This window comes from Bradyrhizobium sp. CB1015 (assembly GCF_025200925.1).
In the GTDB taxonomy this organism is placed as follows: domain Bacteria; phylum Pseudomonadota; class Alphaproteobacteria; order Rhizobiales; family Xanthobacteraceae; genus Bradyrhizobium.
This window is the reverse complement of the sequence record NZ_CP104174.1, coordinates 2,853,151-2,880,078: the sequence shown is the minus strand read 5'-3', so window position 1 is coordinate 2,880,078 and position 26,928 is coordinate 2,853,151. Positions and strand designations below refer to the sequence as shown.

Here is a 26,928-nt window from a genome sequence, read left to right as displayed (position 1 = left end):
AATCTCCGTATCCCCAAGTCACGGCAAACCATAGTTGCTGCCTCAAACAGCGCCAACTCACGCTTTTTTACCGATTGTTACCCCAAACCTGCCGTATTCGCGCCAAGGCTTAACCAAATTGCGCCGGCGTTCGGGACCATTGCCGGCAGTTTTACTGAACCACCGAATATGTAATTAATGATTTAAAATCAGTTGCTTGGCTGCGCAATCCGGACATGCCCGGTGCAAAAGGAAAGGTCCCGGCAAGCTTCTCGCCGGGACCTTTTTTCGTCTGCCTTATTGTAACAATCCTCAGGTCGCCTGCCGCCGCAGGAAGGCCGGGATATCAAGATGGTCATCACCCTGTGGCGCCGGCGCAACAGGTGCGGGGCGGCCATGGACGTCCAGACCCTGCGGCGCGGGACGGCGGGCATACTCCGATACCGGCTCGCTGGATGCGATCTGCTGCGCCACGGTCTTCTGCGGCCGGCGCTCGGGCAGCGGCGGCATGGCGGGACCGGCGGTACGGGCCGCGACCGGCGGCTCGCTTTCCTCGTCGCGACGGCCGAGGCCGACATTGGCGAGGCGCTGCAGCAGCGACAGGCGGGTCTTCTGAGGGGTCTCTTCCTCGGCCTCGCCGCGGGCCTGCCGAATCTCGGCCTGCGCCGGCATCGGCAGCTCCTCGATTCGCGGCATGCGCGGCGCGCGGGCCGGGCGCTCGGCCTGCGGCGGGATGAAGGTATCAGGCGTCATCGGCTCCTGCACCGCGACCGGGGCCATGTCGGGCTCCGGGAACAGGGTCGGCTTCTGCGCGATCGGGCGCACGGTGACGTCGCCATAGGTCTGCGGCGCTGGCGCCTGCGGCACCTCGGCAACCGCAGCGGCGATGGCAGCGAGCGCAGCGCGCTCGACGTTCTGACGGGGCGCGGCGGCCCCGGGAGCCGGCGCGGCGGCCGGGGGCTGAGCTTCCAGCTTCTGGGCGCGCTCCGCCAGACGCTGGTTGTCGGCACGGAGCCGGGCGGTCAGGTCGGCGAGACGGCTCTCGGCAACGGCGGCCGGGGCGGCAGCCTGCTGCACCTGCGGTGCCGGGTTGGCGACGGGCGCGGCCGTCGCCTGGCTATTGCGGGCGATTGCAGCCTGCTCGATGCCGGTGGCGACGACCGAGACGCGGATCAGGCCGTCGAGCGCTTCGTCGAAGGTCGCGCCGACGATGATGTTGGCGTCCTGGTCGACTTCCTCGCGGATGCGGGTCGCGGCCTCGTCGACCTCGAACAGGGTGAGGTCCTTGCCGCCGGTGATAGAGATGAGGAGGCCCTTGGCGCCCTTCATCGAGCTATCGTCGATCAGCGGGTTGGCGATCGCCGCTTCCGCGGCGGTCAGCGCGCGCTTGTCGCCGGAGGCTTCGCCGGTGCCCATCATCGCCTTGCCCATTTCCCGCATCACCGCTCTCACGTCGGCGAAGTCGAGGTTGATCAGGCCTTCCTTGACCATCAGGTCGGTGATGCAGGCAACGCCCGAATAGAGCACCTGGTCGGCCATCGCGAAGGCGTCGGCAAAGGTGGTCTTCTCGTTGGCGACCCGAAACAGGTTCTGGTTCGGAATGATCAGGAGCGTATCCACGACCTTGTGCAGCTCGGCGATGCCGGCTTCGGCCGTGCGCATGCGGCGCTGGCCCTCGAAGTGGAACGGCTTGGTCACCACACCGACGGTGAGGATGCCCATGTCGCGCGCGGTCTTGGCGATCACGGGAGCAGCGCCGGTGCCGGTGCCGCCGCCCATGCCGGCGGTGACGAACACCATGTTGGCGCCCGACAGATGGTCGCGCAGCTCGTCGATCACCTCTTCCGCCGCCGCGGCGCCGACGTTCGGCTGCGAGCCGGCGCCGAGGCCTTGGGTGACGGCCGTGCCCATCTGCACGATGCGCTGCGCCTTCGACATCGTCAGCGCCTGCGCATCGGTGTTGGCGACCACGAAGTCGACGCCCTGCAGGCCCGCCGTGATCATGTTGTTCACGGCGTTGCCGCCGGCGCCGCCGACGCCGAACACGGTGATCCGGGGCTTCAGTTCGTGAATATCAGGAACATTGATGCTGATGGTCATGGTTGCCTCTCGATCACGCGCGCGTGGGTTCGCCCCGGCCGGTGGCCGCGGGAGTTGGTGAAAATCGAAGATTGCAGAATGCGGTCATCAGAAGCCCTCGCGTAGCCATCGTCCGACCTTTCCGAAATATCCGCCGGTCCCTGTCTTGATCTGCTGCCGCGTATGCCGCGGTTCGACATGTTCGAGGTGAACATATTGCGGGTAGACGAGAAGTCCGGTCGGCACCGCGAACGCGGCGTTCTTCGCCTCGTTGGGCAGCCGGCCGAAACCGAGCGGACGGCCGACCCGCACGGGCCGGCCGAGAATCCGGGTACCGAGATCGACGAGACCGGTCAGCTGCGAGGCGCCGCCCGAGATCACGACGCGGCCGTTGGGCTCTGCGGCGAAGGGCGAATCCTTCAGCTTGTCCCGAACCATTTCGAAGACTTCCTCGGCACGGTGCTTGACGATGTTCGCGATGGTGGCGCGGGAGACGATCTGCGGCAGATCCTGCTCGTCACCGGCTGTCGGCACAGACATCAGCTCACGCGAGTCCGATCCGCCGGTGATGACGGTACCGTATAAGGTCTTGATTCGCTCGGCATCGGCAATGGTCGCCGAGAGTCCGCGCGCAAGATCCATCGTGATGTGTTGCCCGCCGACCGCAAAACCCGCCGCATGCACGAAGCGGCCGCCCGAATAAACGGCAATCGTGGTGGTGCCGGCGCCCATCTCGACGACGGCGGCGCCGAGATCGGCCTCGTCGTCGGTCAGCACCGACAGGCCGGCCACATAGGGGCTCGCTGCCATGGCTTCGACATTGATGTGGCAGCGCTCCACCGCCAGCATCAGGTTTCGCGCCACGGTGGCGTCACAAGTGACGACGTTCATGTCGACGCCGAACTGGTGCGCGACCATGCCACGGGGATCGCGGATGCCCTTGACGCCGTCGAGCGTGTAGCCGACCGGCAGCGCGTGCAGCACGGTGCGGCCTTCGCCGGTGGCGTGGCGCATGCCGGTGGAGGTGACGCGGCTGACATCGGCCGGCGTCACGGCGCCGCCACGAATGTCGGCGGCGGCTTCGACCAGCTGGCCGGCGGGCCGGCCGCCCGAGACCGACAGCAGCACGGACTCGACCCGTACCTTGGCCATCTTTTCGGCAAGCCCGACGGCCTGGCGCACCGCCTGCTCGCATTCGCCGAGATCGATCACCGCGCCGGCCTTCATGCCGCGCGCCTGGATCTGGCTGTAGCCGATCAACTCCACCGCATGGGTGCGGCCGCGCAGCGCATCGCTCGGCGGCGACGGCTTCAGCCGCGCGATCATGCAGGCGATCTTGCTGGTGCCGATATCGAGGCAGGCGACGATGCCGCCGCGCTTGTGCGGCATCGGGCGCGTCTTCGGCGTCTGGGTGCGATCAAGACCGGTCATGCGGAATCCCCGGCCTTCTTTTTCTTCTTGTCCTTGAACAGCTCCTCGCGCGCCTTGGCGGCGTCGTCGGAGAGCTGCACCACCAGCCGGTCCGGCAGGCGCATGTCGACGGTGACGATGTCGCGCGAGAACAGCCGGTCTTCCTTGTCGAGCTTGGACAGCATCGCAAGCGCGTTGCCGACGTCCTGCTCGGGCAGGCGGATGTCGAGACCGTCCTTGAGGCGCAGGTTCCAGCGCCGCTCGCCCACGTAGATCGCGGCCTTGGTCACCGAATTGACCTGCGGATAGCGCGCCAGCAGCGCCAGGAAATCGCGCGCCTGGGTGTCGGCACCCTTGCCGACCACGAGCGGCAGCGACAGGAAGCGGCGCGAGACATAGGGCTCGAGCACGGCGCCGTCGTCGGCGATGACGGAAAGCCGGCCGGCCTCCTGCCACAGCGCGAACGCCTTGCGCTCGGTGAGCTCGATCATGAGCTGGCCCGGATAGAGCTTCAGCACGGTCGCATCCGCGATCCAGGGATTGGCCTTGAGCTTGTCGCGCACCGCGTCGGCATCGAGGAACAGCAGCGAGGAGCGGCCGCTGACGCCGCCGATCGCGAGGATCTCGTCCTGGGTCAGCTGCTTGCGGCCGTTGATCACGACCGAGGTGATGCGGAAGCCGGCGGAATTGGCCAGCGCGTTGCGGGCATCGCTGACCGCGGTGACGAAATCCTGGAGATGGCCGCCCTTGACGATGCCGAAGCCGCAGCTGCCGATCAGGAGCAGCACGGTCATGCTGAGGCCGACCCGGCGCGGCAGAAAGCGCTCGACCAGGGCAACCAGGCGCGGCGGCGGCTCGCGCTCGACGACGGCCTTGGCCTTTGCTTTGGCTTTGGCCTTGTCCTTGGCGGCAGCGCGCGCCTCTTCGTGCTTGTCCTGCATCCACTCGCGCAGAAGCACGACCGCTCCGATAGCGGCCGCCTTCAGGTCAGCTTGGGGCCTCAGCGATCTGAAAAGCGACCGGGTGAGGCTTCCTGCTCCATCCATTGCACGAGCTCGTCAACAGTTTGCCCGCGACATCGCGCGGATCCTGGCGAACATGACGTCTCGGTGCCGGGCCGGGTGCTGGTCTTCAGCAGAAGAAAACCTCTCCCCTTCAAAGCGTTCGCTGGAGGTGACATCACCCGCGACAGCTCACGCGCCGGCAGCCAAAGCGCCATATGCGCCGCCAGCGTTAACCTTCGGACGTCCTGGTAAACAAAAGGTAAAATTCGTTAACGACTTGCGCATTTTGCCCCGCGATGTGAGGCATTTGCGCCGCGATGTCCGGCATTTTACCGGTTTTGGTCGCCAAACCGGCCCGTTTCGCCGATTCCGCCGTTAACCAGTCCTGACTATTTCCGCACGCGCTGGCAGGCGAGCTCGACCAGGCCGCGCAGGAAGTCGACGAACTCGATGCCTTCGGCCTTCAGCGCCTTGGGGTAGAGCGAGGACTTGGTCAGCCCGGGCAGCGTGTTGGTTTCTAGATAGACCAGGCCCTTGTCCGAGACGATGAAGTCCGAGCGCGAATAGCCGGTGCAGGACATTGCGCGATGGGCCAGCATCGCCTGCGCCTTGAGCGCAGCGGTGATCTCGGGTGCGAAGCGGCCGGGGCAGATCTCCTGGGTCGACTTCAAAAGATATTTCGCCGCGTAGTCGAAATTGCCCTCACCCGGAATGATCTCGATCGGCGGCAGCGAGATAATCGAGCCGTCGGTGCGCTCCAGCACGCCGCAGGTCGCCTCCACGCCGGCGATGTAGGGCTCGATGACATAGTCTTCATGCTTGGCCGCGTTGCGGACGGCAACGAGGTCCTGCTTGGCGTTGACGAAGATCAGGCCGTAGCTCGACCCGTCGCGCGCGGGCTTTGCGATCAACCGGCCGTATTCTGCGAAGGCCTCGTCGATATCATCGAGCGCAAGATTTTCCGGCGGCGTCACGCCGCCGAGCGCGGCGAAGCGCTTGGCCGCAATCTTGTCGAAGGCGAGATGCGAGGACGCCGAGCCCGAGCCGGTGAAGGGCACGCCGCGCGCCTCGCACATCACCTGCAATTCGCCGTTCTCGGCGCGGCCGCCATGCAGGCCGAGCACCAGCACGCGATCTTCCGCCTTGGCCCGGTCGAGCGCCTGCGCGAGCGGAATGCCTGTCGTGCCCGGCTTGAACTCGTCCTCGAACGGGCGGGCATGATCGAGCAGCTGCTTCGACTGCACGACGTGCACCTTGTCCTCGACGTCCCACCACCAGAGGTCGGCCTCGGGCAGCGCCTGGTGCAGCGCCTGGGCTGTGGCAACCGAGACCAGACGTTCGCGGTTGGAGCCGCCGAAGAGGATGGTGATGCGCATGTGTCCTCTCATTTCGTCATTCCGGGATGGTGCGCAAGCACCAGACCCGGAATCTCGAGATTCCGGGTTCGCGCTTCGCGCCCCCGGAATGACTGTTAGATCGGAATCCCGATCCGCTTGATTTCCCAGTGTAGCTCAATTCCGGAATTCGCCTTCACGCGTTCGCGCACGGTCTCGCCCAGCGTCTCGATGTCGTGCGCGGTGGCATCGCCCGTGTTGATCAGGAAGTTGCAATGCATCTCCGAGACCTGCGCGCCGCCGACGCGCAGGCCGCGGCAGCCGGCGGCATCCACCAGCTGCCAGGCGGAATGGCCGGGCGGATTCTTGAAGGTCGAGCCGCCGGTCTTCTCGCGAATCGGCTGCGCGGTCTCGCGATGGCTCTGCACCTCCGCCATGCGCGCGCGGATCGCCTCCGCATCCCTGATCTCGCCGCGAAAGCGCGCGGAGGTGAAGATGATGGACGGATCGACGCCGCTGCTGCGGTAGACGAACTTCATGTCGGCGTTGGAGAAGACGTGCTTGGTGCCGTCGCGCCCGACGCCCCTCGCCTCGATCAGCACGTCCTTGGTCTCGCCGCCATTGGCACCGGCATTCATCCGCAGCGCGCCGCCGATCGTGCCGGGAATGCCGAAATAGAATTCGAGCCCGCCGATATTGGCGGATGCCGCCTCTTCCGCCACGCGCTTGTCGAGCGCGGCCGTGCCTGCGGTGACGACGTCGCCGCTCGCAATCGCCTCGCCGAAGGCGCGCGGCGCAAGGCGGATCACCACACCGGCAATGCCGCCGTCGCGCACGATGAGGTTGGAGCCGACGCCGATGACGTAGACGGGAATGTCGGGGGCGAGATGCGCCAGGAAGTAAGCGAGGTCATCCTCGTCCGCCGGCGTGAACAACACCTGCGCGGGACCGCCGACGCGAAACCAGGTGAGCTCGGCCAGCGATTGGTTCGCCAGCAGCCGGCCGCGAAGCTCGGGCATCGCGGCTTTGAGTGACGGGGTGATGTCGGGGAAACTCATGCGCGAGCGCTCACGAGAAAACGCGTGCTCCGTAAGGCAGGCACACTACCTCCGTTCCCTCCCCCCTTGTAGGGGAGGGTCAGGGAGGGGGTAGCCCCAAGCGAGGTCGGAGTTTGTGGCCACCCCTCTCCCCCGCCCTCCCCCACAAGGGGGAGGGAGCGCAGTGTGCCCTGCGGCTAGCTGCGAGCGCTTCATCAGCATGCTCACCCCAGCGCCTTCAACTGGTCCGGCAGCGCATACGCCCATTGCGTGATGTTGCCTGCGCCCAGGCACACGACGAGATCGCCTGGTTTCGCCAATCCCTTGACGATGCCCGCGAGCTCCGTCGCTGCCGGCAGCGGGATCACCTCGCGGTGACCATGCGCGCGCAGGCCCGCGACGAAGTGATCGCGGTCGATGCCGTCGATCGGCGCCTCGCCGGCGGCATAGACGTCGGCAACGACAACCGCGTCGGCATCGTTGAAGCAGGTGCAAAACTCCTCGAACAGCGATTGCAGACGGGTGTAGCGATGCGGCTGCACCACGGCGATCACCTTGCCGGCGTAGGAATCGCGCGCTGCCTTCAGCACGGCCGCGATCTCCACGGGGTGATGGCCGTAATCGTCGATCACGGTAACGCCGTTCCACTCGCCGGTCTTGGTGAAGCGCCGCTTGACGCCGCCGAAGCCTGCGATGGCGCTGCGAATCTTGTCGTCGGAAACGCCGAGCGCATGCGCGACCGCAATTGCAGCCGTCGCGTTCGAGGCGTTGTGCCGGCCCGGCATCGGCAGCGCGAGGTCGGCGATCTCATGCGTGGTGCCGGTCTTGCGGTCGCGGATCACGACCTTGAACTTCGAGCCGCCGCCGCCCGCGGTGAGATCGACCAGCCGCGCATCGGCCTGCGGATTCTCACCATAAGTGATGATGCGGCGATCCTCGATCTTGCCGACGAGGCTCTGCACCACGGGATGATCGATGCACATCACGGCAAAACCGTAGAACGGCAGGTTCTCGACGAAATGACGGAAAGCGTCCTGCACGGCCTCGAAGGTCTTGAAGTGATCGAGATGCTCGGGGTCGACATTGGTGACGATCGCGACATCGGTCGGCAGCTTCAGGAACGTGCCGTCACTCTCGTCGGCCTCCACTACCATCCACTCGCCGGCCCCCAGCCGCGCGTTGGAGCCGTAGGCATTGATGATGCCGCCATTGATCACGGTCGGGTCGAGCCCGCCGGCATCGAGCAGCGTTGCGACCATGGTCGTCGTGGTGGTCTTGCCGTGGGTGCCGGCGATGGCGACGCAGCTCTTCAGCCGCATCAGCTCGGCCAGCATCTCGGCGCGGCGCACCACGGGAATGCGTTTCTCGCGCGCCGCCATCAGTTCCGGGTTGTCGCGCTTGATCGCGGAGGACACGACCACGACCTCGGCGCCCTCGATATTCTCGGCCTTGTGGCCGACCGAGACTTTCGCGCCCTTCTTGCGCAGCCGGTCGAGATTGTAATTGTCGGCGGCATCCGAGCCCTGCACGGCATAGCCGAGATTGACCAGCACCTCGGCGATGCCGCTCATGCCGATCCCGCCGATCCCGACGAAGTGGATGGGTCCGATCTCGCGCGGCAGTCTCATGGGATCTCCTTGACGTCGCGAAGCCTGAGATTCAAATCAAGCGGCGTCGGCTACTGGATGCCCCGCTTTCGCCGGGCATGACAAGGGGCATTTTTGGTCATTCCGGGGCGCTCGCACCGCGAGCGAACCCGGAATCTCGAGCTTCCGGATCGGTCCGCTTCGCGTCCCGTCCGGAATGACAGGTGCTATAACCCCGCGACCTTGACCACGAGATCCGCCAGCCGCTCGGCCGCATCGAGCCGCCCCGCCCCCTTCGCGGCTTCAGCCATGGCGGCAAGGCGCGCGGGCTCGGCGGCGAAGGCGGAGATTTCGGACGCCAGCCGGTCGGAGGTGAACTCGGTCTGCGGGATGCGGATCGCGCCATCGACCTTGACCAGCACGCCGGCATTGGCGAACTGGTCCTGATCGATCGAGCCGGGCAACGGCACCAGGATCGAGGGCCGGCCGATCGCGGCGAGCTCGGCCACGGTGCCCGCGCCGGAGCGCGATACCACGAGATGATTGGAGGCGAGCCGCGCCGGCAGATCCGTGAAGAACGGCGCGAGCTCGGCCTTGATCTTGAGCTTGTCGTAAACGGCGCGCACCCGGCTCATGTCCTCTTCGCGCACCTGCTGGGTGAGAATGAGACGGCTCCAGAGCGCAGGCTCGAGCCGCTCGATCGCACCCGGCACGATGTCGGCCATGATGCGCGCGCCCTGGCTGCCGCCGACGACGAGCAGACGCAGCGGACCGTTCGGCTCGGGCGCGGCATATTTCACCGCAGCGGCCGCGAGGATTGCCGGACGCATCGGCGTGCCGACGGTCGTCGTCTTGCCTGAGAGCGCCGGATCGCGATCGAGCACGCCGGGCAAGGACGTCGCGATGGCGCGCACGCGGCTCGACAGGAACCGGTTGGCGCGGCCCAGCACGGCGTTGGCGTCGTGGATGATGCCGGGTACGCCCGCGAACTTCGCCGCGACCAGCGGCGGCAGCGTCGGATAGCCGCCGAAGCCGACGACGGCGACGGGCTTCAACCGCTTGATCAGGGCATAGGCCGACAGCGTGCCGGCGGCGAGCGTGAGGCCGGCATAGGCGAGCTGAAGCGGATTGCGGCCGCGCGCAGTCTCGCTTCTGACGACGTCGATCATGTCCTTGCTGAACAGCCCGCTGTAGCGCAGCGCGCGCTCGTCGGTGACGAGGCGGACGCGAAAGCCGCGCCGGATCAATTCGACGCCGAGCGCCTCGGCCGGGAACAGATGGCCGCCGGTGCCGCCCGCGGCGAGAAGAATCAGGGGGGACGTGTCCATGGTGAGGGAGTTTTACAGGGAGTTTTCCGGCATGGCGAGCGCGGCCGCTCAGGTGTTCGTGCCCCGGGCGCAGCGCAGCGCGCTGCCCTTCGCAGCGTGATGCGCTGCTGAACCGGGGCCCATGGCTGCGGCATCCTGGGTCCCGGCTCTGCGCTTCGCTTGTCCGGGACACGAAACCTGTATCACGCGTAACTGCGCATCGCCTCGGCGTGGCCGCTCGCCTCGACCTCGGTGCGCGGGCGCAGCCGCGTCAGCGCCAGCATCATGCCGACGCCATAGGCGAGCGAGATGATCGAGGAGCCGCCATAGGAGATGAACGGCAGCGTCATGCCCTTGGCGGGGATGAGCTGCAGGTTCACCGACATGTTGATCGCTGCCTGCACGCCGAACAGGATCGCAAGGCCCGAGGCCGCAAAGCGCGAGAACATGTCCTCGTTGGCATAGGCGCGCGACAGCGTGCGGATGACGACGAAGGCGAACAGCGCCAGCATCGCAAGGCACAGGATGATGCCGAACTCCTCGGCCGCGACCGCAAACACGAAGTCGGTGTGGCTGTCCGGCAGGCTGCGCTTGGCGATGCCCTCGCCGGGTCCGAGGCCGAACCAGCCGCCGTTGTAGAAAGCTTCCATGGCGGTATCGACCTGGAAGGTGTCGCCCGAGGCCGGGTTCATGAAGCGCTTGATGCGGCCCGCGACGTGAGGAACGAACAGATAGGCGCTGAACAGGCCGGCCGCGCCGAGACCTGCGAGGCCGAACACCCAGATCATGCGCATGCCCGCGATGAAGAACAGCGAGCCCCAGACCATCAGGATCAGCATGGTCTGACCGAAATCCGGCTCCATCACCAATAGCGCGACGAGCATCAACAGCAGCACCAGCGCCATCGAGGTCGCCGGCATCTCCGGCCGCCTGGTCGATTCCGCGAACAGCCAGGCCGCGATCACGACGAAGGACGGCTTTGCGATCTCGGAGGCCTGGATGTTGACGCCGAGCAGGGTGATCCAGCGGCGCGAGCCCTTCACCTCGGGGCCAATGGCCAGCGTGAGCACGATCAGGACGATGCTCGCCGCGAAGATGATCAGGGCCGAGCGGCGGATCGCGCGCGGCGACAGGAAGGACACCCCGAGCAGCACGATGCAGGATGGCACGAGGAACAGCACATGGCGGCTGAAAAAGTGGAAGGCATCGAGCCCGATGCGGGTTGCAACCGGCGGGCTCGCCGCCAGCGACAGGATCACCCCGGTCAGCATCAGCCCCAGGATGGCGCCCATCAGCGGCTTGTCGACGGTCCACCACCACTCGGAAAAGGGGGTGCGTTCTTCACGGGAGAGCATGGGCGACCGCTTTCGGACAGAGGTCCGTCCATTGGTCGCCGAGGTTGGTTACCGGGGGGTTAATGGAGTTGATGAAGTTGTGGAGAGTCTCGTGCCCCGGACGCAGCGCAACGCGCCGCCTCTTCGCGGCGTGGTGCGCTGCAGAGCCGGGGCCCATTGCGGCTACTGGGTCCCAGCTCTGCGCAGCAGCGTTACACGCTGCAGCGCGTCCGGGACACGAGTGCGCGCCCTACACCACCGGCTTCACACCCGGCAGCGCCTGCACCAGTTCGCGGAACTTGGTGCCGCGGATCTCGAAATTGCGGTACTGGTCGAAGGAGGCGCAGGCCGGCGACAGCAGCACGACGGCATCAGTGAGGCCCGAGGCTTCCGCATCGCGCGCGGCGTGTTCGACCGCGACGTCGAGCGTTTGGCTGATCTCATGCGGTACCGAGCCGAGCGTGCCGGAAAATTCCTGCGCGGCTTCGCCGATCAGGTAGGCTTTTCGGATGCGCGGGAAATAGCCGGTCAGGCTTGTGATGCCACCCGCCTTCGGCTTGCCGCCGGCGATCCAGAAGATATCGGAGAACGACGACAGCGCATGCGCGGTGGCGTCCGCGTTGGTGCCCTTGGAATCGTTGACGAACAACACGTTGCCGCGGCGGCCGACCTGCTCCATGCGGTGCGCAAGACCCGGAAAGCTGCGCAGGCCGTTCTGCAGCACGTCCTGGCTGATGTCCATGGCGAGCGCGGCGGCGGCCGCACAGGCCGCGTTCTGCGCGTTATGCTGGCCGCGCAGCGAGCCGATGCCGCCGAGCGCGACGACTTCGCTGCGGGCGCCGCCCGAGGCGCGCACGACGGTGCCGTGCTCGACATAAATGCCTGACGCGAGCGGGTTCTTGACGGAGATGCGCACCACGTTCTTGCCCGCGCGGTCGAGCCGATCGGCGATGTCGCGGCAATAGCCGTCATCGATGCCGACGATCGAGGTGCCGCCGCCTTGCACGCCGGCAACGAGGCGCTCCTTCACCGCGGCGTAGTGCGCGATGGTGCCGTGCCGATCGATGTGGTCCTCGCTAACATTCAGCAAAATGCCGACGGAGGGATCGAGCGAGGGCGTGAGGTCGATCTGGTAGGACGACATCTCGATGACGTGGACGCGGCCCATGCGCGGCGGCTCCAGCGACAGGATCGCCGTGCCGATATTGCCGCCCATCTGGGTGTCGTAGCCGGCGACCTTGGTCAGATGCGCGATCAGCGCCGTCGTGGTCGACTTGCCGTTGGTGCCGGTGATGGCGACGAACGGGGCGTCCGGCGCGTGGCGGCGCCGCTCGCGGCAGAACAGCTCGATATCGCCGATCACCTCGACGCCGGCTTCGCGCGCCTTCAAGACGCTCCAGTGCGGCACCGGATGGGTGAGCGGCACGCCGGGCGCGAGCACGAGGCTTGCGAACTTCGCCCAGGAGACGTTGCGCAAATCCGCGGTGATGAAGCCGGCCTGCGCGGCCTTGGCGACGTTCTCGGCATTGTCGTCGGCGGCGACCACCTCGGCACCACCGGCTTTCAACGCATGGCAGGAGGCGAGCCCCGAGCCGCCGAGGCCGAACACCGCGACCGTCTTGCCGGCGAAGGAGGTGATCGGGATCATGATTTCTCCTCCGTCATTCCGGGCGACGCGTCAGCGTCGAACCCGGAACCTCGAGATTCCGGATCGCCGCTTCGCGCCGTCCGGAATGACGGCTCTGGAACACCACCATCATCACCGCAGCTTCAGCGTCGAGAGGCCGGCGAGCGCCAGCATCACCGAGATGATCCAGAAGCGGATCACGATCTGCGGCTCGGTCCAGCCCTTCTGCTCGAAGTGATGGTGGATCGGCGCCATCCGGAACACGCGCTTGCCCGTGAGCTTGAACGACACCACCTGCACGATCACCGAGACCGCCTCCAGCACGAACAGGCCGCCGATCACGGCGAGCACGATCTCGTGCTTCACCGCCACCGCGATCGCGCCGAGCATGCCGCCGAGCGCGAGCGAGCCGGTGTCGCCCATGAAGATCGAGGCCGGCGGCGCGTTGAACCAGAGGAAGCCGAGACCGGCGCCGAGCAGCGCGCCGCAGAGCACCGCGAGCTCGCCGGTGCCGGCGACATATTTGATCTGGAGGTAGTCGGCGAACACCAAGTTGCCGGTGAGATAGGCGATCATCGCGAAACTTGCGGTCGCAATCATCACGGGCACGATGGCAAGGCCATCGAGACCGTCGGTGAGGTTCACCGCATTGCCGGCGCCAACGATGACGAAGGCGCCGAAGACGACGAAGAACCAGCCGAAATGCAGCACGGTATCCTTCAGGAAGGGAATCGTCAGCGCGGTCGAGGCGGGATCGCGGTTCAGCCGCACCAGCGCATAGCAGGCGACCAGCGCGATCACGGCTTCGATCACGAGGCGCAGCTTGCCGCCGAACCCGGTCGTGGTCTGCTTGGTCACCTTGAGGTAATCGTCATAGAAGCCGACGAAGCCGAAGCCGAGCGTCACCGCCAGCACGATCCAGACGTAAGGATTGAGCGGATTGGCCCACAGCACGGTGCCGACCGTGAGGCCGGACAGGATCATCAGCCCGCCCATGGTGGGCGTGCCCTTCTTGGCGAGATGCGATTGCGGACCGTCGGTGCGGATCGGCTGGCCCTTGCCCTGCCGGATGCGCAAGTGATCGATGATCCAGGGGCCGAACAGGAACACGAACAGCGCGCCGGTCACGATGGCGCCGCCGGTGCGGAAGGTGATGTAGCGAAAGACGTTCAGGACGGTGCGGAAGGCACCGAAGCCCGGAAATGTGTTGGAAAGCTCGATCAGCCAGTAAAACATTCAGACGGTCCTATGGCGCCTTTGCACGTCCGGGTGCCTCACGCGCATTCGCTGGTCTTCGTCACGGGCCGCACGTTTCGGGAAACGGACGGCTTCCGCCGCAAAGGATGGGATTCGGGAACGGCGTCTTCCAAGCAGTTTACGCCTTTGCCTGCAAGGCGGCCACCAGCCCCGGCACAAACTTGTTGACCCAGAACATCTTCTTGCTGCCCTTGACAACCACGACGTCGCCTGCCTTCAGCAGATTTGCGACCTCGCCCGGCTTCAGCGTGGTGGGATCGTCATGCCAGCCGAGGCCCTTGCCCGATGGCAATGCGTCGAACAGATGGCGCATCAGCGGTCCGACGCAATAAACGCCGTCGATGCCGTCGAGATGCCTGGCGAGGCCGGTGTGATAGCTCGGTGCGTCCTCGCCGAGCTCGAGCATGTCGCCGAGAATCGCGATGCGGCGGCCGCCGCTCATGTTGCGCGCCTGGAGGCTTTGCAGCGCCGCGGCCACGCTGGCCGGATTGCCGTTGAAGCTGTCGTCGATCACCGTGATGTCGCCGACCGCCTGCTCGAAGCCGCGGCCGGTCATGATGCCGACGCGATCGAGCTTGACCGCGAGGGTCGCGACGTCGAGATGCGCGGCATGAACCGAGGCGAGCGCAGCCAGCGCATTGTGCACCCGGTGCGGCGCGCCAGGGGTGAGGCTGAAGGCGATCTCCTTCTTGCCGATCACGGCCACGACCTGCCAGCTCTCGCCGTGCGGCGCGTGCGCGACCTCGTGCACCTCGGCATGCTCGCCGCCGAAGCGCACGACCTTGCCCTTCCACTCGGAAGCCTTGATTCCGGCCGGCAGCACCAGCACGCCGTCCTCGGGCAGGCCCAGCGCGATCGACACCTTCTCACGCCTGATGGCCTCGAGCGAGCCGAGCTTTTCCAGATGCACCGGCTGGACGTTGACGACGAGCGCGACGGTCGGCTGGGTGAGCTCGCTGAGCCGGGCGATCTCGCCTTGCTGGTTCATGCCCATCTCGACGACCCAGAGGCTGGCGTCCCGCCTGGCATTGCACAGCGTCAGCGGCACGCCCCAGAAATTGTTGAAGCTCGAGGGGCTCGCATAGGCGTTCGGATAGGCGGCGAGGAATTCCTTGGTGCTGGTCTTGCCGGCGCTGCCGGTCAGCCCGATCACCGGGCCATTGAAGCGCGCGCGTGCGGCGCGCGCGAGGCCCCAGAGGCCGTCGATCAGCGTGTCCTTGACGACGATCTGAGGAATGCGGATGCCCGCGATCTCGTGTGGCACGATCATCGCGACCGCGCCTGAAGCTTCTGCCTTGTCGGCGAACTCCCAGCCGTCGCGCGCGCTGGCGAAAGCCGAGATGAAGCCGCCGCTCGGCGTGCCGCTGAGCGCGACGAACAGGCTGCCCGGCTTCACCAGGCGGCTGTCCTGGGTGACGAAGTCGATTGGCGTCTCCGGGAACGATCCGGAAACGCCAAGCGCACGCGCGACCTCGGCAATCGTCCATATCGGCCCGCTCATGCAACCCTCGACGCTAATGCGGCGGCAACCGCCTCGTGATCACTGAAAGGCAGCACCTCGCCGCCGACGATCTGCCCGGTTTCGTGGCCCTTGCCGGCGATGAGCAGCGCATCGCCCTCCTGCAAGTCCTCGATCGCGGCGCGGATCGCCTCGGCGCGATCGCCGATTTCGCGGGCACCCTTCGCGGTGGCGAGGATCGCGGCGCGGATCGCTTCCGGCCTCTCGCTGCGCGGATTGTCGTCGGTGACGATGACGGCGTCGGCATTCTCCGCCGCGATCTCGCCCATGATCGGGCGCTTGCCGGCATCGCGGTCGCCGCCGGCGCCGAATACGACGACCAGCCTGCGCTTCGCATAAGGCCGCAGCGCCTGCAGCGCCTTCGCCAGCGCATCGGGCTTGTGCGCGTAGTCGACGAAGATCGGCGCGCCGCCGCGCTCGCCGACGCGCTCGAGCCGGCCCTTGGCGCCTTCGAGATGCTCGAGGCTTGCGAACACGTTTTCAGCATCGCTGCCGGTGCCAATGGCAAGGCCGGCCGACACCAGCGCGTTCTCGATCTGGAATTCGCCGACCAGCGGCAGCCGGATCGCGTAATTCCTGCCGCGATGCTCGACCATAAGCTTTTGCGAGAAACCTTCGACCACCGCCTCCGTGAGGCGGATGCCCTCGCCTGCGCCATCGCCGTTGCGCCCGACCGCCATCACGCGCAGGCCGCGCGATGTCGCCGCATCGATCGCCTCCGCCGAGCAATCATGATCGGCCGAGATCACCGCGGCGCCGCCGGGCGGCACCAGCTCGCGGAACAGGCGGAGCTTGGCCGCGAGATAATGCGCGACGGTCGGATGGTAATCCATATGGTCGCGCGAGAGATTGGTGAAGCCGCCGGCCGAGATGCGCACGCCGTCGAGGCGATATTGATCGAGCCCGTGCGAGGACGCCTCGAAGGCAAGATGCGTGACGCCTTCGCGCGCGATCTCATCTAACTGCCGGTGCAGCGCGATCGGATCCGGCGTGGTCAGCGAGCCGTAGACGGTGCGCTTTTGCGAGACGAGACCGATGGTGCCGATGCTGGCGGAGGCGTGCCCGAGCCGCTCCCAGATCTGGCGCGTGAACGCGGCGACCGAGGTCTTGCCGCTGGTTCCGGTCACCGCGGCGATCGTCGCAGGCTGCGCCGGGAAAAACCTTGCCGCGGCCATCGCCAGCGCGCGGCGCGGATTGGCGACCGCGATGAACGGCACCTTGCAGGTGGCCGGCGCGTGGTCGCCGACGACGGCCACCGCGCCGGCAGCGACCGCAGCATCGACGAAGCGGGCGCCGTCGGTCTTGCTGCCCGCCAGCGCGAAGAAGAGATCGCCCGGCTTCACCGCGCGGCTGTCGAGCGCAATGCCGCTCACCTCGAGCGCCGCAGCGGCGGGCTCGATCGCGGCATCATTCCCCGGAACATCCTGACCCAAGAGGTCGCGCAGCTTCATGGTCTTCCAGTCGACATGCCCTGCCGGAAAGCCGAATCCTAAGGAAAAATCCCGACTCAGCACCGGCGATGGCCCACCCGGTTGATTACTGGGTTGTCCTGGATGCTGCAAGAATAAGGCGCTCGGACGGCGGCAGGTCGAACCGTGGCTCGACCCCCAGAAGCGGCGCGATCCGCTCGATCACCTTGCCGCCGGTCGGCACTGCGTTCCAGCCTGAGGTGATGAAACCATGGGTTTCCGGCAGCGCCTGCGGCTCGTCCAGCATGACGAGCACCTGGTACTTCGGATCATCGCACGGCATCACTGCCGTGAAGGAATTGAGCACGCGCTTCTTGGCGTAGCGACCGTTGATGACTTTCTCGGACGTGCCGGTCTTGCCGCCGACGTAGTAGCCCTTGACGTCCGCCTTTCTCGCCGAACCGACTTCGGCATTGAGCCGCATCAGGAACCGCATCTTGTCGCTGGTCTCCGGCTTGATGACGCGCTTGGCCATCGCCATGGCTTCGGACTCGCTGCGTTTCATGAAGGTCGGCGGAATCAGATAGCCGCCGTTCACGAGCGCGTTGATGCCCATCACCGCTTGCAGCGGCGCCACCGACAGGCCCTGGCCGAACGCAGCGGTGACCGTGTTCAGCTCGCTCCAGCGCCGCGGCAGCAGCGGCGCCGCGCTCTCCGGCAATTCGGTGCGCAGCCGCGTCATCTGGCCCATCTTGGCGAGGAAGGCCTTGTGCGCCTCCACGCCCTGGCCGAGCGCGATCCGCGCCGCGCCGATGTTGGAGGAGTAGGTGAACACTTCCTTGGTGTTGATGAAACGCCCGAGCGGATGACTGTCGTGGATCGTGAACTTGCCGTAGTGCAGGTTTCCGCGCGCGTCCCACATCGAGTTCAGATTGATCTTGCCGGAATCGAGCGCCATCGCCAGCGTGAACGCCTTGAAGGTCGAGCCCATCTCGTAGACGCCGGTGGTCAGGCGGTTGATGCGGTCGGGGTCGTGCGCTTCCTTCGGATTGTTGGGATCGAAGTCGGGCAGCGACACCATCGCCACGATCTCGCCGGTCTTGACGTTGGAGACGATGCCGGAGGCGGCCTTGGCGTGGAACTTGTCCTTGGCCTTCAACAGCTCGTCGCGCAGCGCATGCTCGACGCGCAGATCGACCGAAAGCTCGATCGGCTTCTGCAGCCGGTCGGTGGCAAAGCCGGCGCGGTGGAGGTCGGCGAGCCCTTGATTGTCGAGCCACTTCTCGAGGCCGGCGATACCCTGGTTGTCGATGTTGACGAGACCGATGAGGTGGGCGACCTCGTTGCCGGTCGGATAGACGCGCTTGTTCTCGCGCAGGAAGCCGATGCCGGGAATGCCGAGCTTGTGAACGGCCTGCTGCTGCGCCGCCGTGACCTCGCGCTTGAGCCAGACGAAGCCCTTGCGTGTCTTCAAGCGCTCGCGCACCTCGGCCTCGTCGAGGTCGGGAATGGTCGCGGTCAAGAGCTCGATCGCCTCGTCCTTGTCGATGATGCGGCGCGGCTCGCCGAACAGGCTCGCCGCCTTGACGTCGGTGGCAAGGATGGCGCCGTTGCGGTCGACGATGTCGGGCCGCGCGGTCGCAACCACCTCCTGCGCCGCGGCGCGGCGCGCGCTGTGGGCGTCGGCGCCGATCGCGAACATCACGAGTCGCCCGCCGATCAGCGCATAGACCGAAGCGAAGGCGAGCATCGCAAGCCCCACGCGCGCGCGCGCCTTCGCGGCGCGATCGACGTTGCGCCCGTAGAGCAGGCTTCGGATCAGCCGCCGCCGCCAAGGCTCGGTCGACTTCTCGGTCGACTTTTCGGTTGGTCTTGCAGGCGTGGCCGGGCTCATTGCTTGTCCTCGGTCTGAGGCACGGAGCCCGTCACCGTATCAGGGTCGCTCGCAGCTTCGATGGTCTTGAGCATGGCCCCGATCGGATCGGGCTCGCCCGGCCTGAACATCCGCGGCGGACGCTCCGGCAGGTTCTTCAACGAATCATATTGCGTGCCGTTGACCGGCTTGAGGTGCAGATGCCGGTCGGACAGGCCTTGCAGCCGCAGCGGCGCATCGAGCTTGGCCCACTCGGCGCGCAGCCCCGCGATCGCATCGCGCTGCTCGCGGATCTCCGCACGCAGCCGCAGCACCTTCTCGGTGCGCGCCGTGGAGTCCATCTTGATGCGGTAGACATGGGCGGCTGCGAAGATCAGCGCACCGATGACGAGGAGGTGGATGATGCGCATGCGCTAGCCGCCCCTCATCACGTCGGCGAGCTTCGGCCAGGACGATGCCTCATCGGTCTCATGGGCCGGCGCCGCGGTGCGCTCGGCGGCGCGCAGCTTTGCCGATCGCGCGCGCGGATTATGCGCAACTTCGTCCTCGCCGGCGACGACCGGCCGCCGCGTCAGCAGCTGGAAGCTCGGCGCAACTTGCGCGACTTCCGGCAGATGCCGCGAACCACCGCCGGTCTTGGAACGCTCGGAGAGGAAGTTCTTGACGATGCGGTCTTCCAGCGAATGAAACGAGACGACGACGAGGCGGCCGCCGAGCTTGAGCACGCGCTCGGCCGCAGCGAGCGCCGTCTGGAGTTCCTCGAGCTCCTCGTTGACGAAGATGCGCAGCGCCTGGAACGTCCGGGTCGCCGGGTGAATGTCGCCGGGCTTCGATCGCACCACCCTGCCGACGAGATCGGCGAGCGCGCGCGTGGTCGTGAACGGAGTTTCCTGGCGGTCCGCCACAATGGCGCGGGCGATGCGGCGCGAATGCCGCTCCTCGCCGAAGAGATAGATGATGTCGGCGAGATCGCCTTCGGAGGCGCGCGCGACGACGTCCGCCGCGGTCGGGCCTGTCTGCCCCATCCGCATGTCGAGCGGACCGTCGAGACGGAAGGAGAAGCCGCGGCCGGCCTGGTCGAGCTGCATCGAGGACACGCCGACATCCATCACGACGCCGTCAACGCCATCGACGCCTTGCGCCGCGCAGACCTCGGCGAGGTTGGAGAAGCGGTCCTCGACCAGCGTCAGCCGGCCGGCGGAGCGTTCGACCAGCTCGGCACCGCCGGCAATCGCGGTGCGGTCGCGATCGATGGCGATGAGTCGGGTTCCCGGCACCTCCAGGATCGCGCGGCTATAGCCGCCGGCACCAAAAGTGGCGTCGACGTAGACGCCGCCCTCGCGCGGGGCAAGATGGCCGATAGCCTCGCGGCCAAGAACGGGGATGTGCGGAACCGAGCTCATGCGCGACGCCTGCCGACCACCCGGCCCGATGCCCAAGCGGGATCGGGGCCGAACAAGCCCATAACGCCTCGAATCGTTGCGCGTCGCGGCGGTTCCACGACAAAGCCCCTGTCCAGCATGGTTACCGAGCCCGATCGTCCCGGGCCACAAACCCAGTGTTCCCAGCGGAATTTGTCGGGCAGCCATGGGATTTCGAGCCAAAATACGCTTTGGCCGCCTCCGGACGCGGGTCGGCTCTTCATCGCTCAGTAACGGCCCTTAGCGTTAAGAAAGCGTTGCCGCGCTCGTGACAAGTGGAAAAGGTGACGAGGGGGTGATGCTTCATCCACACACATCGCCAAAATGAATCCGTTAACCGCGCCGCGCGATTGCGCGCGCTGGAGGGTAAAGGAATAGTAAAGAGAAGGGCTTTCCCCACTCTCCTTCCGTCTGAGCTGCTCATGCCCTCCGGTTCGTCCACGCCTGGATCCGATTCGAAGCGTCACCGCGTTCTCCCGGTTCCCAAGACCGTGGCGGGCCTGCGGACGTTCGAGCCCGATTCCTCGATCGTCTCGGACATCATCCCGTCACCGAACCATGGCGAGCGCAGCAAGGGACGGCAGCCGGACATGATCGTGCTGCACTACACCGGCATGCCCGATGTCGAAGGCGCGCTGGCGCGCCTTTGCACCGCCGGCACCGAAGTGTCGGCGCACTATGTCGTGCTGGAGGACGGCCGCATCGTGCAATGCGTGCCCGAGGCCAAGCGTGCCTGGCACGCCGGCGTCTCCTCCTGGGCCGGCGAGGACGACATCAACTCCTGCTCGATCGGCATCGAGATCATCAATCGCGGCCATGACTGGGGCTATCCTGAGTTTCCGCTGCGCCAGATCGCCGCCGTGATCGCGCTCTGCCGCGGCATCATGCTCCGCCGCAACGTGCCGGCGCACCGGGTGCTCGGCCATTCCGACGTCGCGCCCGCCCGCAAGAAGGATCCCGGCGAGAAATTTCCGTGGCATTCGCTGGCCAATTCCGGCGTCGGCCACTGGGTGACGCCCGCACCGATCGTCCGCGGCGAGAGCCTGATGCTCGGCACCATCAGCGACGCGGTGCTGAGCATGCAGCAGGCGCTGGCAAGGTACGGCTATGGCGTGCCCCTGAACGGCAAGTACGACGCTGCCACGATGGAAGTCGTCACCGCCTTCCAGCGCCATTTCCGCCCGGCGCGGCTGGACGGCGTCGCCGATCATTCGACGCTGTCGACCTTGCAGGCGCTGCTGGCGAGCCTGCCGGCGGAAGGAACGCCGGTCGCGTCGAAGTGACGGCGTGAGACGTCATTCCGGGGCGCACGAAGTGCGAACCCGGAATCTCGAGATTCCGGGCTCGATGCTTCGCATCGCCCCGGAATGACGGGGCTAGTTGTCCATCTCCCTCATACGCCGCGCATACAACCGTCGCAGTGGCTCCAACTGCGTCGCCGCCGTCGCTGCACGATAGGCCTCGCGCGCCTCCTCCGTCCTGCCGAGCCGCCGCAACAGATCCGCGCGCACGGCGGGCAACAGGTCATAGCCGCGAAGCCCGCCGCGCGCGGCGATCGCATCGACCAGATCGAGCGCACGGGCGGGCCCATCGACCATCGACAGCGCCGCCGCGTGGTTGAGCTCGATCACGGGCGAGGGATTGATGCGCAGCAAGACCGCGTAGAGCCCGGCGATTTGCCGCCAGTCGGTCTCTTCATAACTCGGCGCACGAGCATGCAGCGCGGCGATCGCGGCTTGCACGGCGTAGGGTTGCGGCGGGCCAGGCATGCGCAGCGCCTCGTCGACCAGGCGCAACCCCTCCTCGATCTGCGCGCGATCCCAGAGGGCGCGGTCCTGCTCTTCGAGCAGCACGATGTCGCCGGCCACGGTCTCGCGCCCCGCGCGACGGGCGTCGTGCAACAGCATGAGAGCGAGCAGCCCCTTGATACCGGAGCGGTCGGGGATCAAACCATCGAGCAGGCGGGCGAGCCGGATCGCCTCCGCCGCGAAGTCGGGGCGCATCAGGTCAGCACCCGATGTCGCGACATAGCCCTCGGTAAAGACGAGATAGATCACTGCGAGTACGCCGTCGAGCCGCGCCGGCAGCGCCTCACGCTCCGGCACCTCGTAGGGAATGCCGGCGAGCCTGATCTTCTGCTTGGCACGGACCAGCCGCTGCGCCATCGCCTCCTCACCGACGAGGAAGGCGCGCGCGACCTGTGCGGTGGAGAGGCCGCAGACGGTGCGCAGCGTCAGCGCGACCTGCACCTCGGGCGCGAAGGCGGGATGGCAGCAGGTGAAGATCAGCCGCAGCATGTCGTCGTCCAGCATCGCCGGCGGCTCGTCGAGGCCCAGCGCATTCAGCTCGAGCTCGTGCACCAGCGCCTGCTGCTTGCCGCGGAAGACGGCCTGGCGGCGGATGCGATCGATCACCTTGTGCCTCGCGACATTGACGAGCCAGGCGCGCGGATTGTCCGGCACCTCGCCCGCCGCCCAGCGATCGAGCGCGACGGCGAACGCATCCTGGAGCGCGTCCTCCGCCAGATCGAAATCGCCGACGAGGCGGATCAGCGTGGCCAGCGCCCGCCCCGCCTCATCGCGAAAGATCCTGTCGATTTCGGAAGGGGTCATTGAACGATGCCTTGCACGTCATTCCGGGGCATGCGCAGCACGAACCTCGGTGCGCAAGTGCGCACCTGAGAATCTCAAGGTTGAGGCGCGAGATTCCGGGTTCTCGCTTCGCGAGCCCCGGAATGACGGCTTCGCCGTCACTTGTCGTGCACCCAAATCGGCCGCACCTCGATCGAGCCGATGCGCGCACTGGGAATCCTGGCCGCGATCGCGATCGCCGCGTCGATATCCTTGGCCTCGATCAGGTAATAGCCCGCGAGCTGCTCGCGCGTCTCGGCGAATGGACCGTCGGTCGTCAGCGTCTTGCCGTCGCGCACGCGCACCGTCGTCGCGGTCGTGGTCGGCCGCAAGCGGTCGCCTCCCTTGTAGTTGCCGCTCTGGACGATGCTTTGCGTGAAAGCCTGGTACTCGGCCAGGATCTTCTGGCTGGTCGCCTCATCGTTCTTCGCGTACTCGACCTCGTTCTGGTAGATCATCAGCAGATATTGCATCGCTTCACTCCTGTTGTTCGGCTGGATCGCCGACATCCAGTCGAACGGGCGGCGCGCCAAACGACATCTTCAGGATAAATTATTCCGGGCGGGCCGTGCGCGGCGATATCGGCTTGACGAAACCGTCACAAATGCCCATGCCTAAGCCGTCAGTCGGCCGGACGGCCGCTCCGGCAGGTGCCGAAAGGCCGCCGGGGAGGAAAGTCCGGGCTCCCTTGACATGCGGTGCCGGATAACGTCCGGCGGGGGTGACCCCAGGGAAAGTGCCACAGAGAACGAACCGCTTCCTCTGCGGAGGAAGTAAGGGTGAAAAGGTGCGGTAAGAGCGCACCGCGGTTCCGGCAACGGAGCCGGCAGGGCAAACCCCACCGGGAGCAAAACCGAATAGGGACGGCTTAAGCGGGCTGTTCGCGAAAGCGATAACGCCGCGGGGCGATGTCAGGCCCGCCGTCCGGGTAGGTTGCTCGAGGCCGTGTGCAAACATGGTCCCAGAGGAATGGCCGTCACGTATCGTTCGCGCAAGCGGACGGTGCCCTACAGAACCCGGCTTACAGGCCGGCTGATGTTCTAAAGCGTTTTCGAGCGAAGTGGGTTTCCGGTTCGCGTGAAGAAAACGCGTCTTGCTAGGAAGCAACGAGGGGTTCGATGCTAGCGCATCGGACCCCTCACCAATTTGGCCGAGCGCGCAGCCGTTCAACCGATGTCATTCCGGGGCTCGCGCAGCGAGAACCCGGAATCCATCAGGCGGCAGAGACGGTGGAGAAATGATTCCGGGCTCTCGCTGCGCGAGCCCCGGAATGACGACAAGAGTTACTCTCGCAGTATCGCCATCAGCGCCCTCGCTTCAGGCCGCGCGCGTGTCCTTCACCAGCACCGGCGCAAGCTCGCCGGCCTCGCGCCGCAGCTTGCTCGCCTCGAAACCATGCATGCCGAGCTGCCATTGCAGCCCGACGATCGCGCCCTTGGTCGGTTGCAGCAGCGCGAGCGAGGCGAGCAGCGTCACCGGCAGCCACACCGCGAGCTGCAGCCATTCCGGCGGCGCGTAGGCGGTCTCGACCGCGAGGATCGCCGGCACCACGAGATGGCCGACCACCACCATCACGAGATAGGCGGGAAAGTCGTCGGCGCGCTGGTGGAACAGCTCCTCGCCGCAATGGTCGCAAGCCTCCGTCACTTTGAGGAAGCGGCCGAACATGTGCCCTTCCCCGCAATTCGGACATCTGCCGCTGACACCGCGCCACATCGCCTTGGCTAGGGAGACCGTCGCCAGAGAGACAGACATGACCACACCTCTTCCTTTTCGATGGTCCATACAATAATATATTGCATCCATACATTCAAAGGTTATGGGCATAAATTGCATGGAATGGATCCCTACAATCTCGGAGCTTTCGGGCCCGCGCTACCAGCGGATCGTTGAGGCGATGGAGGCCGACATCGCCGCCGGCAGGCTGGTGCGCGGTCAACAGCTGCCGACGCAGCGCGCGCTGGCAAAAGCACTCGGCATCGACCTCACCACCGTGACGCGCGCCTACACCGAGGCGCGGCGCCGCGGCATCATGGAAGCCCGCGTCGGACAGGGCTCGTTCGTGTCGGAGACCAGCGCGCGGCGCGCGGTCGACCTGCCGCACCCGGTCGCGATCGACCTGTCGATGAACGTGCCGCCGCACCCGCTGGAGGCGCAGCTCGACGAGCGCATCATCGCCGGGCTGGAGACCCTCCGCGCGCAATCGGGCCTGACGGCGTATCTCAACTACCAGCCGCCCGGCGGCAGCGCACATGAGCGCGAGGTCGCGGCGCGCTGGATGCGCGCCCGCGTTCCGCATGCGCAGGCCGACGGGCTGGTGATCTTTCCCGGCGCTCAGACGATCCTGTTCAACCTGCTCGCCCATCTTGCGCGGCCCGGCGAAACCGTGCTGACCGAAGCCCTCACCTTCCCCGGCATCAAGGCCGCCGCGGCCCGGCTCGGCGTCAAGCTCGTCGGTGTCCCCATGGATGAGGGCGGCATCCTGCCGGATGCGCTGGCAAAGGCGTGCCGCGTGCACAAGCCGAAAGCCGTCTATCTCATTCCGACGCTGCACAATCCGACCACGGCGACGCTTTCCGCCGAGCGGCGCGGCGCCATCGCGAAGATCGTCCGCGATGCCGGCACCATCCTGATCGAGGACGACGCCTACGGACTGCTCGACCGCTCGGCCTCACCGATCGCGAACCTCATTCCGGAGCGGACTTATCTTGCGACCACGCTGTCAAAATGCATCGCGCCGGCGCTGCGCGTCGCCTATCTGATGACGCCCGACAGCGGCGCGCAGCGGGACATGCGCACCTCCCTGCAGGCGACCGTGCAGATGCCGGCGCCCCTGATGGTCGCGCTGGTGACGCACTGGATCGAAAACGGCGTTGCCGATCGCATCATCAGCGCCATCCGCAACGAAGCGATCGGCCGCCAGCAGCTCGCGCAACGCGCGCTGAAAGGGTTTCAGTTCCTGGCCAGGCCCGCGGCGCATCATCTGTGGCTGCGACTGCCGGAGGAGCGGCCCGATCTTGCCGCACATCTCCTGCGGAATGGGCTTGCGGTCGTCGCCGGCGATGCCTTCACCGTCGACGGGGCACCGCCGCATGCGGCACGCGTCTCGCTGGGCGCGGCCCGGAACAGATCGGAGTTGACGGAAGCGCTGCGCATCCTGGGCGGCGCGCTGCGGAAGCCTGCCGACACCAGGCAGATCGTCTAGATCGTCGACGATGACGGCGCTGGAACGCCGCAGATCACGCCTGCGTGCGGAATGGATTGACCTCGATGGCGGCAGGCATGTTATGCGAGCCGTGCGATCGACCGGTCGGGATCGCCCCTTGCGACAAGGACAATCTGTTGGAAACGCTCACCTACGTCCTGCTGCTGCTCGGCGCGCTCGCCGGCGGCTTCGTCTCTGGGCTGGCCGGGTTCGGCACGGCGTTGATGGCGCTCGGCATCTGGCTCTACGTGCTGCCGCCCTCGCTCGCGGTGCCCCTGGTGCTGATCTGCTCGGTGATCGCGCAGACCTCGACGCTGCCCTCGATGTGGAAGAACTTCAACCTCTCGCTGGTCTGGCCGTTCCTGATCGGCGGCCTGCTCGGCGTGCCGCTCGGGACCATGCTGGTCGCCTCGGCCGATCCAAAAGTGTTCAAGCTGAGCGTCGGCGTATTGATTCTGATCTTCTCGAGTGCACTATACCTCAACAAGAGGCCGCTCGCGATCAAAGCCGGCGGCCGGGTCGCCGACGGCGCGGTCGGCTTTGCCGGCGGCATTCTAGGTGGCCTCGCCGGACTCTCGGGACCGCTGCCGATCCTGTGGGCCAATATCCGCGGCTGGAACAAGCACGAGCGGCGCGGCATCTTCCAGCTCTTCAATTTCACGGTGCTGGCCACCGCACTGCTGCTGCAGACGGCGTCGGGCCTCGTCGCCTTCAAGGTGGTCTGGCTCGCGGCCGTTGCATTTCCCGGGACGCTGATCGGCGCATGGGCCGGTGCACGCGTCTATCACGCACTGAACGACAAGCATTTCGGCGATGTCGTGCTCGGTCTCTTGTTTCTGTCGGGCCTCACTCTCGTCTGGAACAGCATCGGCGCGCTTTAGCTCTGCGCCTCTTCGCGGCGTGCGTCATGCCCCCGG

21 protein-coding genes and 1 other RNA gene are annotated in these 26,928 nt (G+C 66.5%); 4 read left to right on the top strand and 18 right to left on the bottom strand.

Features of this window, described 5'->3' with window-relative positions:
- Window positions 1-291: 291 nt before the first annotated feature.
- The 15 genes from ftsZ to rsmH form a co-directional block, all read right to left on the bottom strand.
- Window positions 292-2,079 (bottom strand): cell division protein FtsZ, encoded by a 1,788-nt coding sequence (gene ftsZ, locus N2604_RS13115; RefSeq protein WP_260375043.1) that lies wholly within the window; start codon window positions 2,077-2,079, stop codon window positions 292-294.
- A gap of 87 nt (window positions 2,080-2,166) precedes the next feature.
- Window positions 2,167-3,489 (bottom strand): cell division protein FtsA, encoded by a 1,323-nt coding sequence (gene ftsA / locus N2604_RS13110; protein WP_260375042.1) that lies wholly within the window; start codon window positions 3,487-3,489, stop codon window positions 2,167-2,169.
- Window positions 3,486-4,514 carry a cell division protein FtsQ/DivIB gene (locus tag N2604_RS13105; protein ID WP_260375041.1) on the bottom strand — a complete coding sequence of 343 codons (1,029 nt, stop codon included), beginning with the start codon at window positions 4,512-4,514 and terminating at the stop codon, window positions 3,486-3,488. The genes ftsA and N2604_RS13105 overlap by 4 nt, the downstream gene beginning before the upstream one ends.
- A 347-nt stretch (window positions 4,515-4,861) precedes the next feature.
- Window positions 4,862-5,848: a D-alanine--D-alanine ligase gene (locus tag N2604_RS13100; RefSeq protein ID WP_260375040.1), complete on the bottom strand. Its 987-nt coding sequence runs from the start codon at window positions 5,846-5,848 to the stop codon at window positions 4,862-4,864.
- Between the two features lie 95 nt (window positions 5,849-5,943).
- On the bottom strand, window positions 5,944-6,864 hold the full coding sequence (gene murB, locus N2604_RS13095; protein WP_260375039.1) for a UDP-N-acetylmuramate dehydrogenase: 921 nt from the start codon (window positions 6,862-6,864) through the stop codon (window positions 5,944-5,946).
- Window positions 6,865-7,067: 203 nt separating this feature from the next.
- A complete protein-coding gene (gene murC / locus N2604_RS13090) occupies window positions 7,068-8,471 on the bottom strand; it encodes a UDP-N-acetylmuramate--L-alanine ligase (RefSeq protein WP_260375038.1) in 1,404 nt (467 codons plus the stop codon).
- A 185-nt stretch (window positions 8,472-8,656) separates the two neighbouring features.
- Window positions 8,657-9,757: an undecaprenyldiphospho-muramoylpentapeptide beta-N-acetylglucosaminyltransferase gene (murG, locus tag N2604_RS13085; protein WP_260375037.1), complete on the bottom strand. Its 1,101-nt coding sequence runs from the start codon at window positions 9,755-9,757 to the stop codon at window positions 8,657-8,659.
- Window positions 9,758-9,939: 182 nt separating this feature from the next.
- The gene (ftsW, locus tag N2604_RS13080) at window positions 9,940-11,091 is read right to left on the bottom strand and encodes a putative lipid II flippase FtsW (RefSeq protein ID WP_260375036.1); all 1,152 of its coding nucleotides are present in this window, start codon (window positions 11,089-11,091) and stop codon (window positions 9,940-9,942) included.
- A 229-nt stretch (window positions 11,092-11,320) separates the two neighbouring features.
- Window positions 11,321-12,718 (bottom strand): UDP-N-acetylmuramoyl-L-alanine--D-glutamate ligase, encoded by a 1,398-nt coding sequence (gene murD, locus N2604_RS13075; RefSeq protein ID WP_260375035.1) that lies wholly within the window; start codon window positions 12,716-12,718, stop codon window positions 11,321-11,323.
- 111 nt (window positions 12,719-12,829) lie between these two features.
- Window positions 12,830-13,933 carry a phospho-N-acetylmuramoyl-pentapeptide-transferase gene (mraY, locus tag N2604_RS13070; protein WP_260375034.1) on the bottom strand — a complete coding sequence of 368 codons (1,104 nt, stop codon included), beginning with the start codon at window positions 13,931-13,933 and terminating at the stop codon, window positions 12,830-12,832.
- Window positions 13,934-14,072: 139 nt separating this feature from the next.
- Window positions 14,073-15,455 carry a UDP-N-acetylmuramoyl-tripeptide--D-alanyl-D-alanine ligase gene (murF, locus tag N2604_RS13065; RefSeq protein WP_260375033.1) on the bottom strand — a complete coding sequence of 461 codons (1,383 nt, stop codon included), beginning with the start codon at window positions 15,453-15,455 and terminating at the stop codon, window positions 14,073-14,075.
- Entirely contained in the window at window positions 15,452-16,924 is a 1,473-nt protein-coding gene (locus N2604_RS13060; RefSeq protein WP_260375032.1) for a UDP-N-acetylmuramoyl-L-alanyl-D-glutamate--2,6-diaminopimelate ligase, read from the bottom strand. The genes murF and N2604_RS13060 overlap by 4 nt, the downstream gene beginning before the upstream one ends.
- Before the next feature lie 85 nt (window positions 16,925-17,009).
- Window positions 17,010-18,776, bottom strand: coding sequence for a penicillin-binding protein 2 (locus tag N2604_RS13055; protein WP_260375031.1), 1,767 nt, complete (start codon window positions 18,774-18,776; stop codon window positions 17,010-17,012).
- Window positions 18,773-19,165 carry a hypothetical protein gene (locus N2604_RS13050; RefSeq protein WP_260375030.1) on the bottom strand — a complete coding sequence of 131 codons (393 nt, stop codon included), beginning with the start codon at window positions 19,163-19,165 and terminating at the stop codon, window positions 18,773-18,775. The genes N2604_RS13055 and N2604_RS13050 overlap by 4 nt, the downstream gene beginning before the upstream one ends.
- A 3-nt stretch (window positions 19,166-19,168) precedes the next feature.
- The gene (rsmH, locus tag N2604_RS13045; RefSeq protein WP_260375029.1) at window positions 19,169-20,158 is read right to left on the bottom strand and encodes a 16S rRNA (cytosine(1402)-N(4))-methyltransferase RsmH; all 990 of its coding nucleotides are present in this window, start codon (window positions 20,156-20,158) and stop codon (window positions 19,169-19,171) included.
- A 518-nt stretch (window positions 20,159-20,676) separates the two neighbouring features.
- On the opposite strand from rsmH, the gene N2604_RS13040 reads away from it, so the two are divergent.
- Window positions 20,677-21,459, top strand: coding sequence for an N-acetylmuramoyl-L-alanine amidase (locus N2604_RS13040; protein ID WP_409241731.1), 783 nt, complete (start codon window positions 20,677-20,679; stop codon window positions 21,457-21,459).
- A gap of 93 nt (window positions 21,460-21,552) precedes the next feature.
- Here N2604_RS13040 and N2604_RS13035 read toward each other — a convergent pair whose 3' ends face one another.
- Window positions 21,553-22,788, bottom strand: coding sequence for an RNA polymerase sigma factor (locus N2604_RS13035; RefSeq protein ID WP_260375027.1), 1,236 nt, complete (start codon window positions 22,786-22,788; stop codon window positions 21,553-21,555).
- Between the two features lie 137 nt (window positions 22,789-22,925).
- Complete coding sequence (locus tag N2604_RS13030; RefSeq protein ID WP_260376219.1) at window positions 22,926-23,279, bottom strand: YciI family protein; 354 nt, start codon at window positions 23,277-23,279, stop codon at window positions 22,926-22,928.
- Window positions 23,280-23,428: 149 nt separating this feature from the next.
- Here N2604_RS13030 and rnpB point away from each other — a divergent pair.
- An RNA gene (rnpB, locus tag N2604_RS13025) (RNase P RNA component class A) lies at window positions 23,429-23,846 on the top strand.
- Between the two features lie 277 nt (window positions 23,847-24,123).
- Here the strand turns inward: rnpB and N2604_RS13020 are convergent.
- Window positions 24,124-24,561, bottom strand: a complete 438-nt coding sequence (locus N2604_RS13020) for a DUF983 domain-containing protein (protein WP_409241711.1) — start codon at window positions 24,559-24,561, stop codon at window positions 24,124-24,126.
- A gap of 79 nt (window positions 24,562-24,640) precedes the next feature.
- On the opposite strand from N2604_RS13020, the gene N2604_RS13015 reads away from it, so the two are divergent.
- Both N2604_RS13015 and N2604_RS13010 read left to right on the top strand, forming a co-directional pair.
- The gene (locus tag N2604_RS13015; RefSeq protein WP_260375025.1) at window positions 24,641-26,011 is read left to right on the top strand and encodes a PLP-dependent aminotransferase family protein; all 1,371 of its coding nucleotides are present in this window, start codon (window positions 24,641-24,643) and stop codon (window positions 26,009-26,011) included.
- Window positions 26,012-26,148: 137 nt separating this feature from the next.
- Window positions 26,149-26,892: a sulfite exporter TauE/SafE family protein gene (locus tag N2604_RS13010; RefSeq protein WP_260375024.1), complete on the top strand. Its 744-nt coding sequence runs from the start codon at window positions 26,149-26,151 to the stop codon at window positions 26,890-26,892.
- Window positions 26,893-26,928 lie beyond the last annotated feature (36 nt).

Bases quoted from the DNA above. Each gene is read 5' to 3' on its own strand.
- murC (WP_260375038.1), bottom strand. From the start codon at position 8,471: ATGAGACTGCCGCGCGAGATCGGACCCATCCACTTCGTCGGGATCGGC.
- N2604_RS13100 (WP_260375040.1), bottom strand. From the start codon at position 5,848: ATGCGCATCACCATCCTCTTCGGCGGCTCCAACCGCGAACGTCTGGTC.
- murG (WP_260375037.1), bottom strand. From the start codon at position 9,757: ATGGACACGTCCCCCCTGATTCTTCTCGCCGCGGGCGGCACCGGCGGC.
- ftsW (WP_260375036.1), bottom strand. From the start codon at position 11,091: ATGCTCTCCCGTGAAGAACGCACCCCCTTTTCCGAGTGGTGGTGGACC.
- N2604_RS13035 (WP_260375027.1), bottom strand. From the start codon at position 22,788: ATGACCCCTTCCGAAATCGACAGGATCTTTCGCGATGAGGCGGGGCGG.
- N2604_RS13105 (WP_260375041.1), bottom strand. From the start codon at position 4,514: ATGGATGGAGCAGGAAGCCTCACCCGGTCGCTTTTCAGATCGCTGAGG.
- N2604_RS13030 (WP_260376219.1), bottom strand. From the start codon at position 23,279: ATGCAATATCTGCTGATGATCTACCAGAACGAGGTCGAGTACGCGAAG.
- N2604_RS13020 (WP_409241711.1), bottom strand. From the start codon at position 24,561: ATGTCTGTCTCTCTGGCGACGGTCTCCCTAGCCAAGGCGATGTGGCGC.
- ftsZ (WP_260375043.1), bottom strand. From the start codon at position 2,079: ATGACCATCAGCATCAATGTTCCTGATATTCACGAACTGAAGCCCCGG.
- murD (WP_260375035.1), bottom strand. From the start codon at position 12,718: ATGATCCCGATCACCTCCTTCGCCGGCAAGACGGTCGCGGTGTTCGGC.
- mraY (WP_260375034.1), bottom strand. From the start codon at position 13,933: ATGTTTTACTGGCTGATCGAGCTTTCCAACACATTTCCGGGCTTCGGT.
- N2604_RS13015 (WP_260375025.1), top strand. From the start codon at position 24,641: ATGGAATGGATCCCTACAATCTCGGAGCTTTCGGGCCCGCGCTACCAG.
- N2604_RS13060 (WP_260375032.1), bottom strand. From the start codon at position 16,924: ATGAAGCTGCGCGACCTCTTGGGTCAGGATGTTCCGGGGAATGATGCC.
- murF (WP_260375033.1), bottom strand. From the start codon at position 15,455: ATGAGCGGGCCGATATGGACGATTGCCGAGGTCGCGCGTGCGCTTGGC.
- ftsA (WP_260375042.1), bottom strand. From the start codon at position 3,489: ATGACCGGTCTTGATCGCACCCAGACGCCGAAGACGCGCCCGATGCCG.
- N2604_RS13050 (WP_260375030.1), bottom strand. From the start codon at position 19,165: ATGCGCATCATCCACCTCCTCGTCATCGGTGCGCTGATCTTCGCAGCC.
- N2604_RS13055 (WP_260375031.1), bottom strand. From the start codon at position 18,776: ATGAGCCCGGCCACGCCTGCAAGACCAACCGAAAAGTCGACCGAGAAG.
- rsmH (WP_260375029.1), bottom strand. From the start codon at position 20,158: ATGAGCTCGGTTCCGCACATCCCCGTTCTTGGCCGCGAGGCTATCGGC.
- murB (WP_260375039.1), bottom strand. From the start codon at position 6,864: ATGAGTTTCCCCGACATCACCCCGTCACTCAAAGCCGCGATGCCCGAG.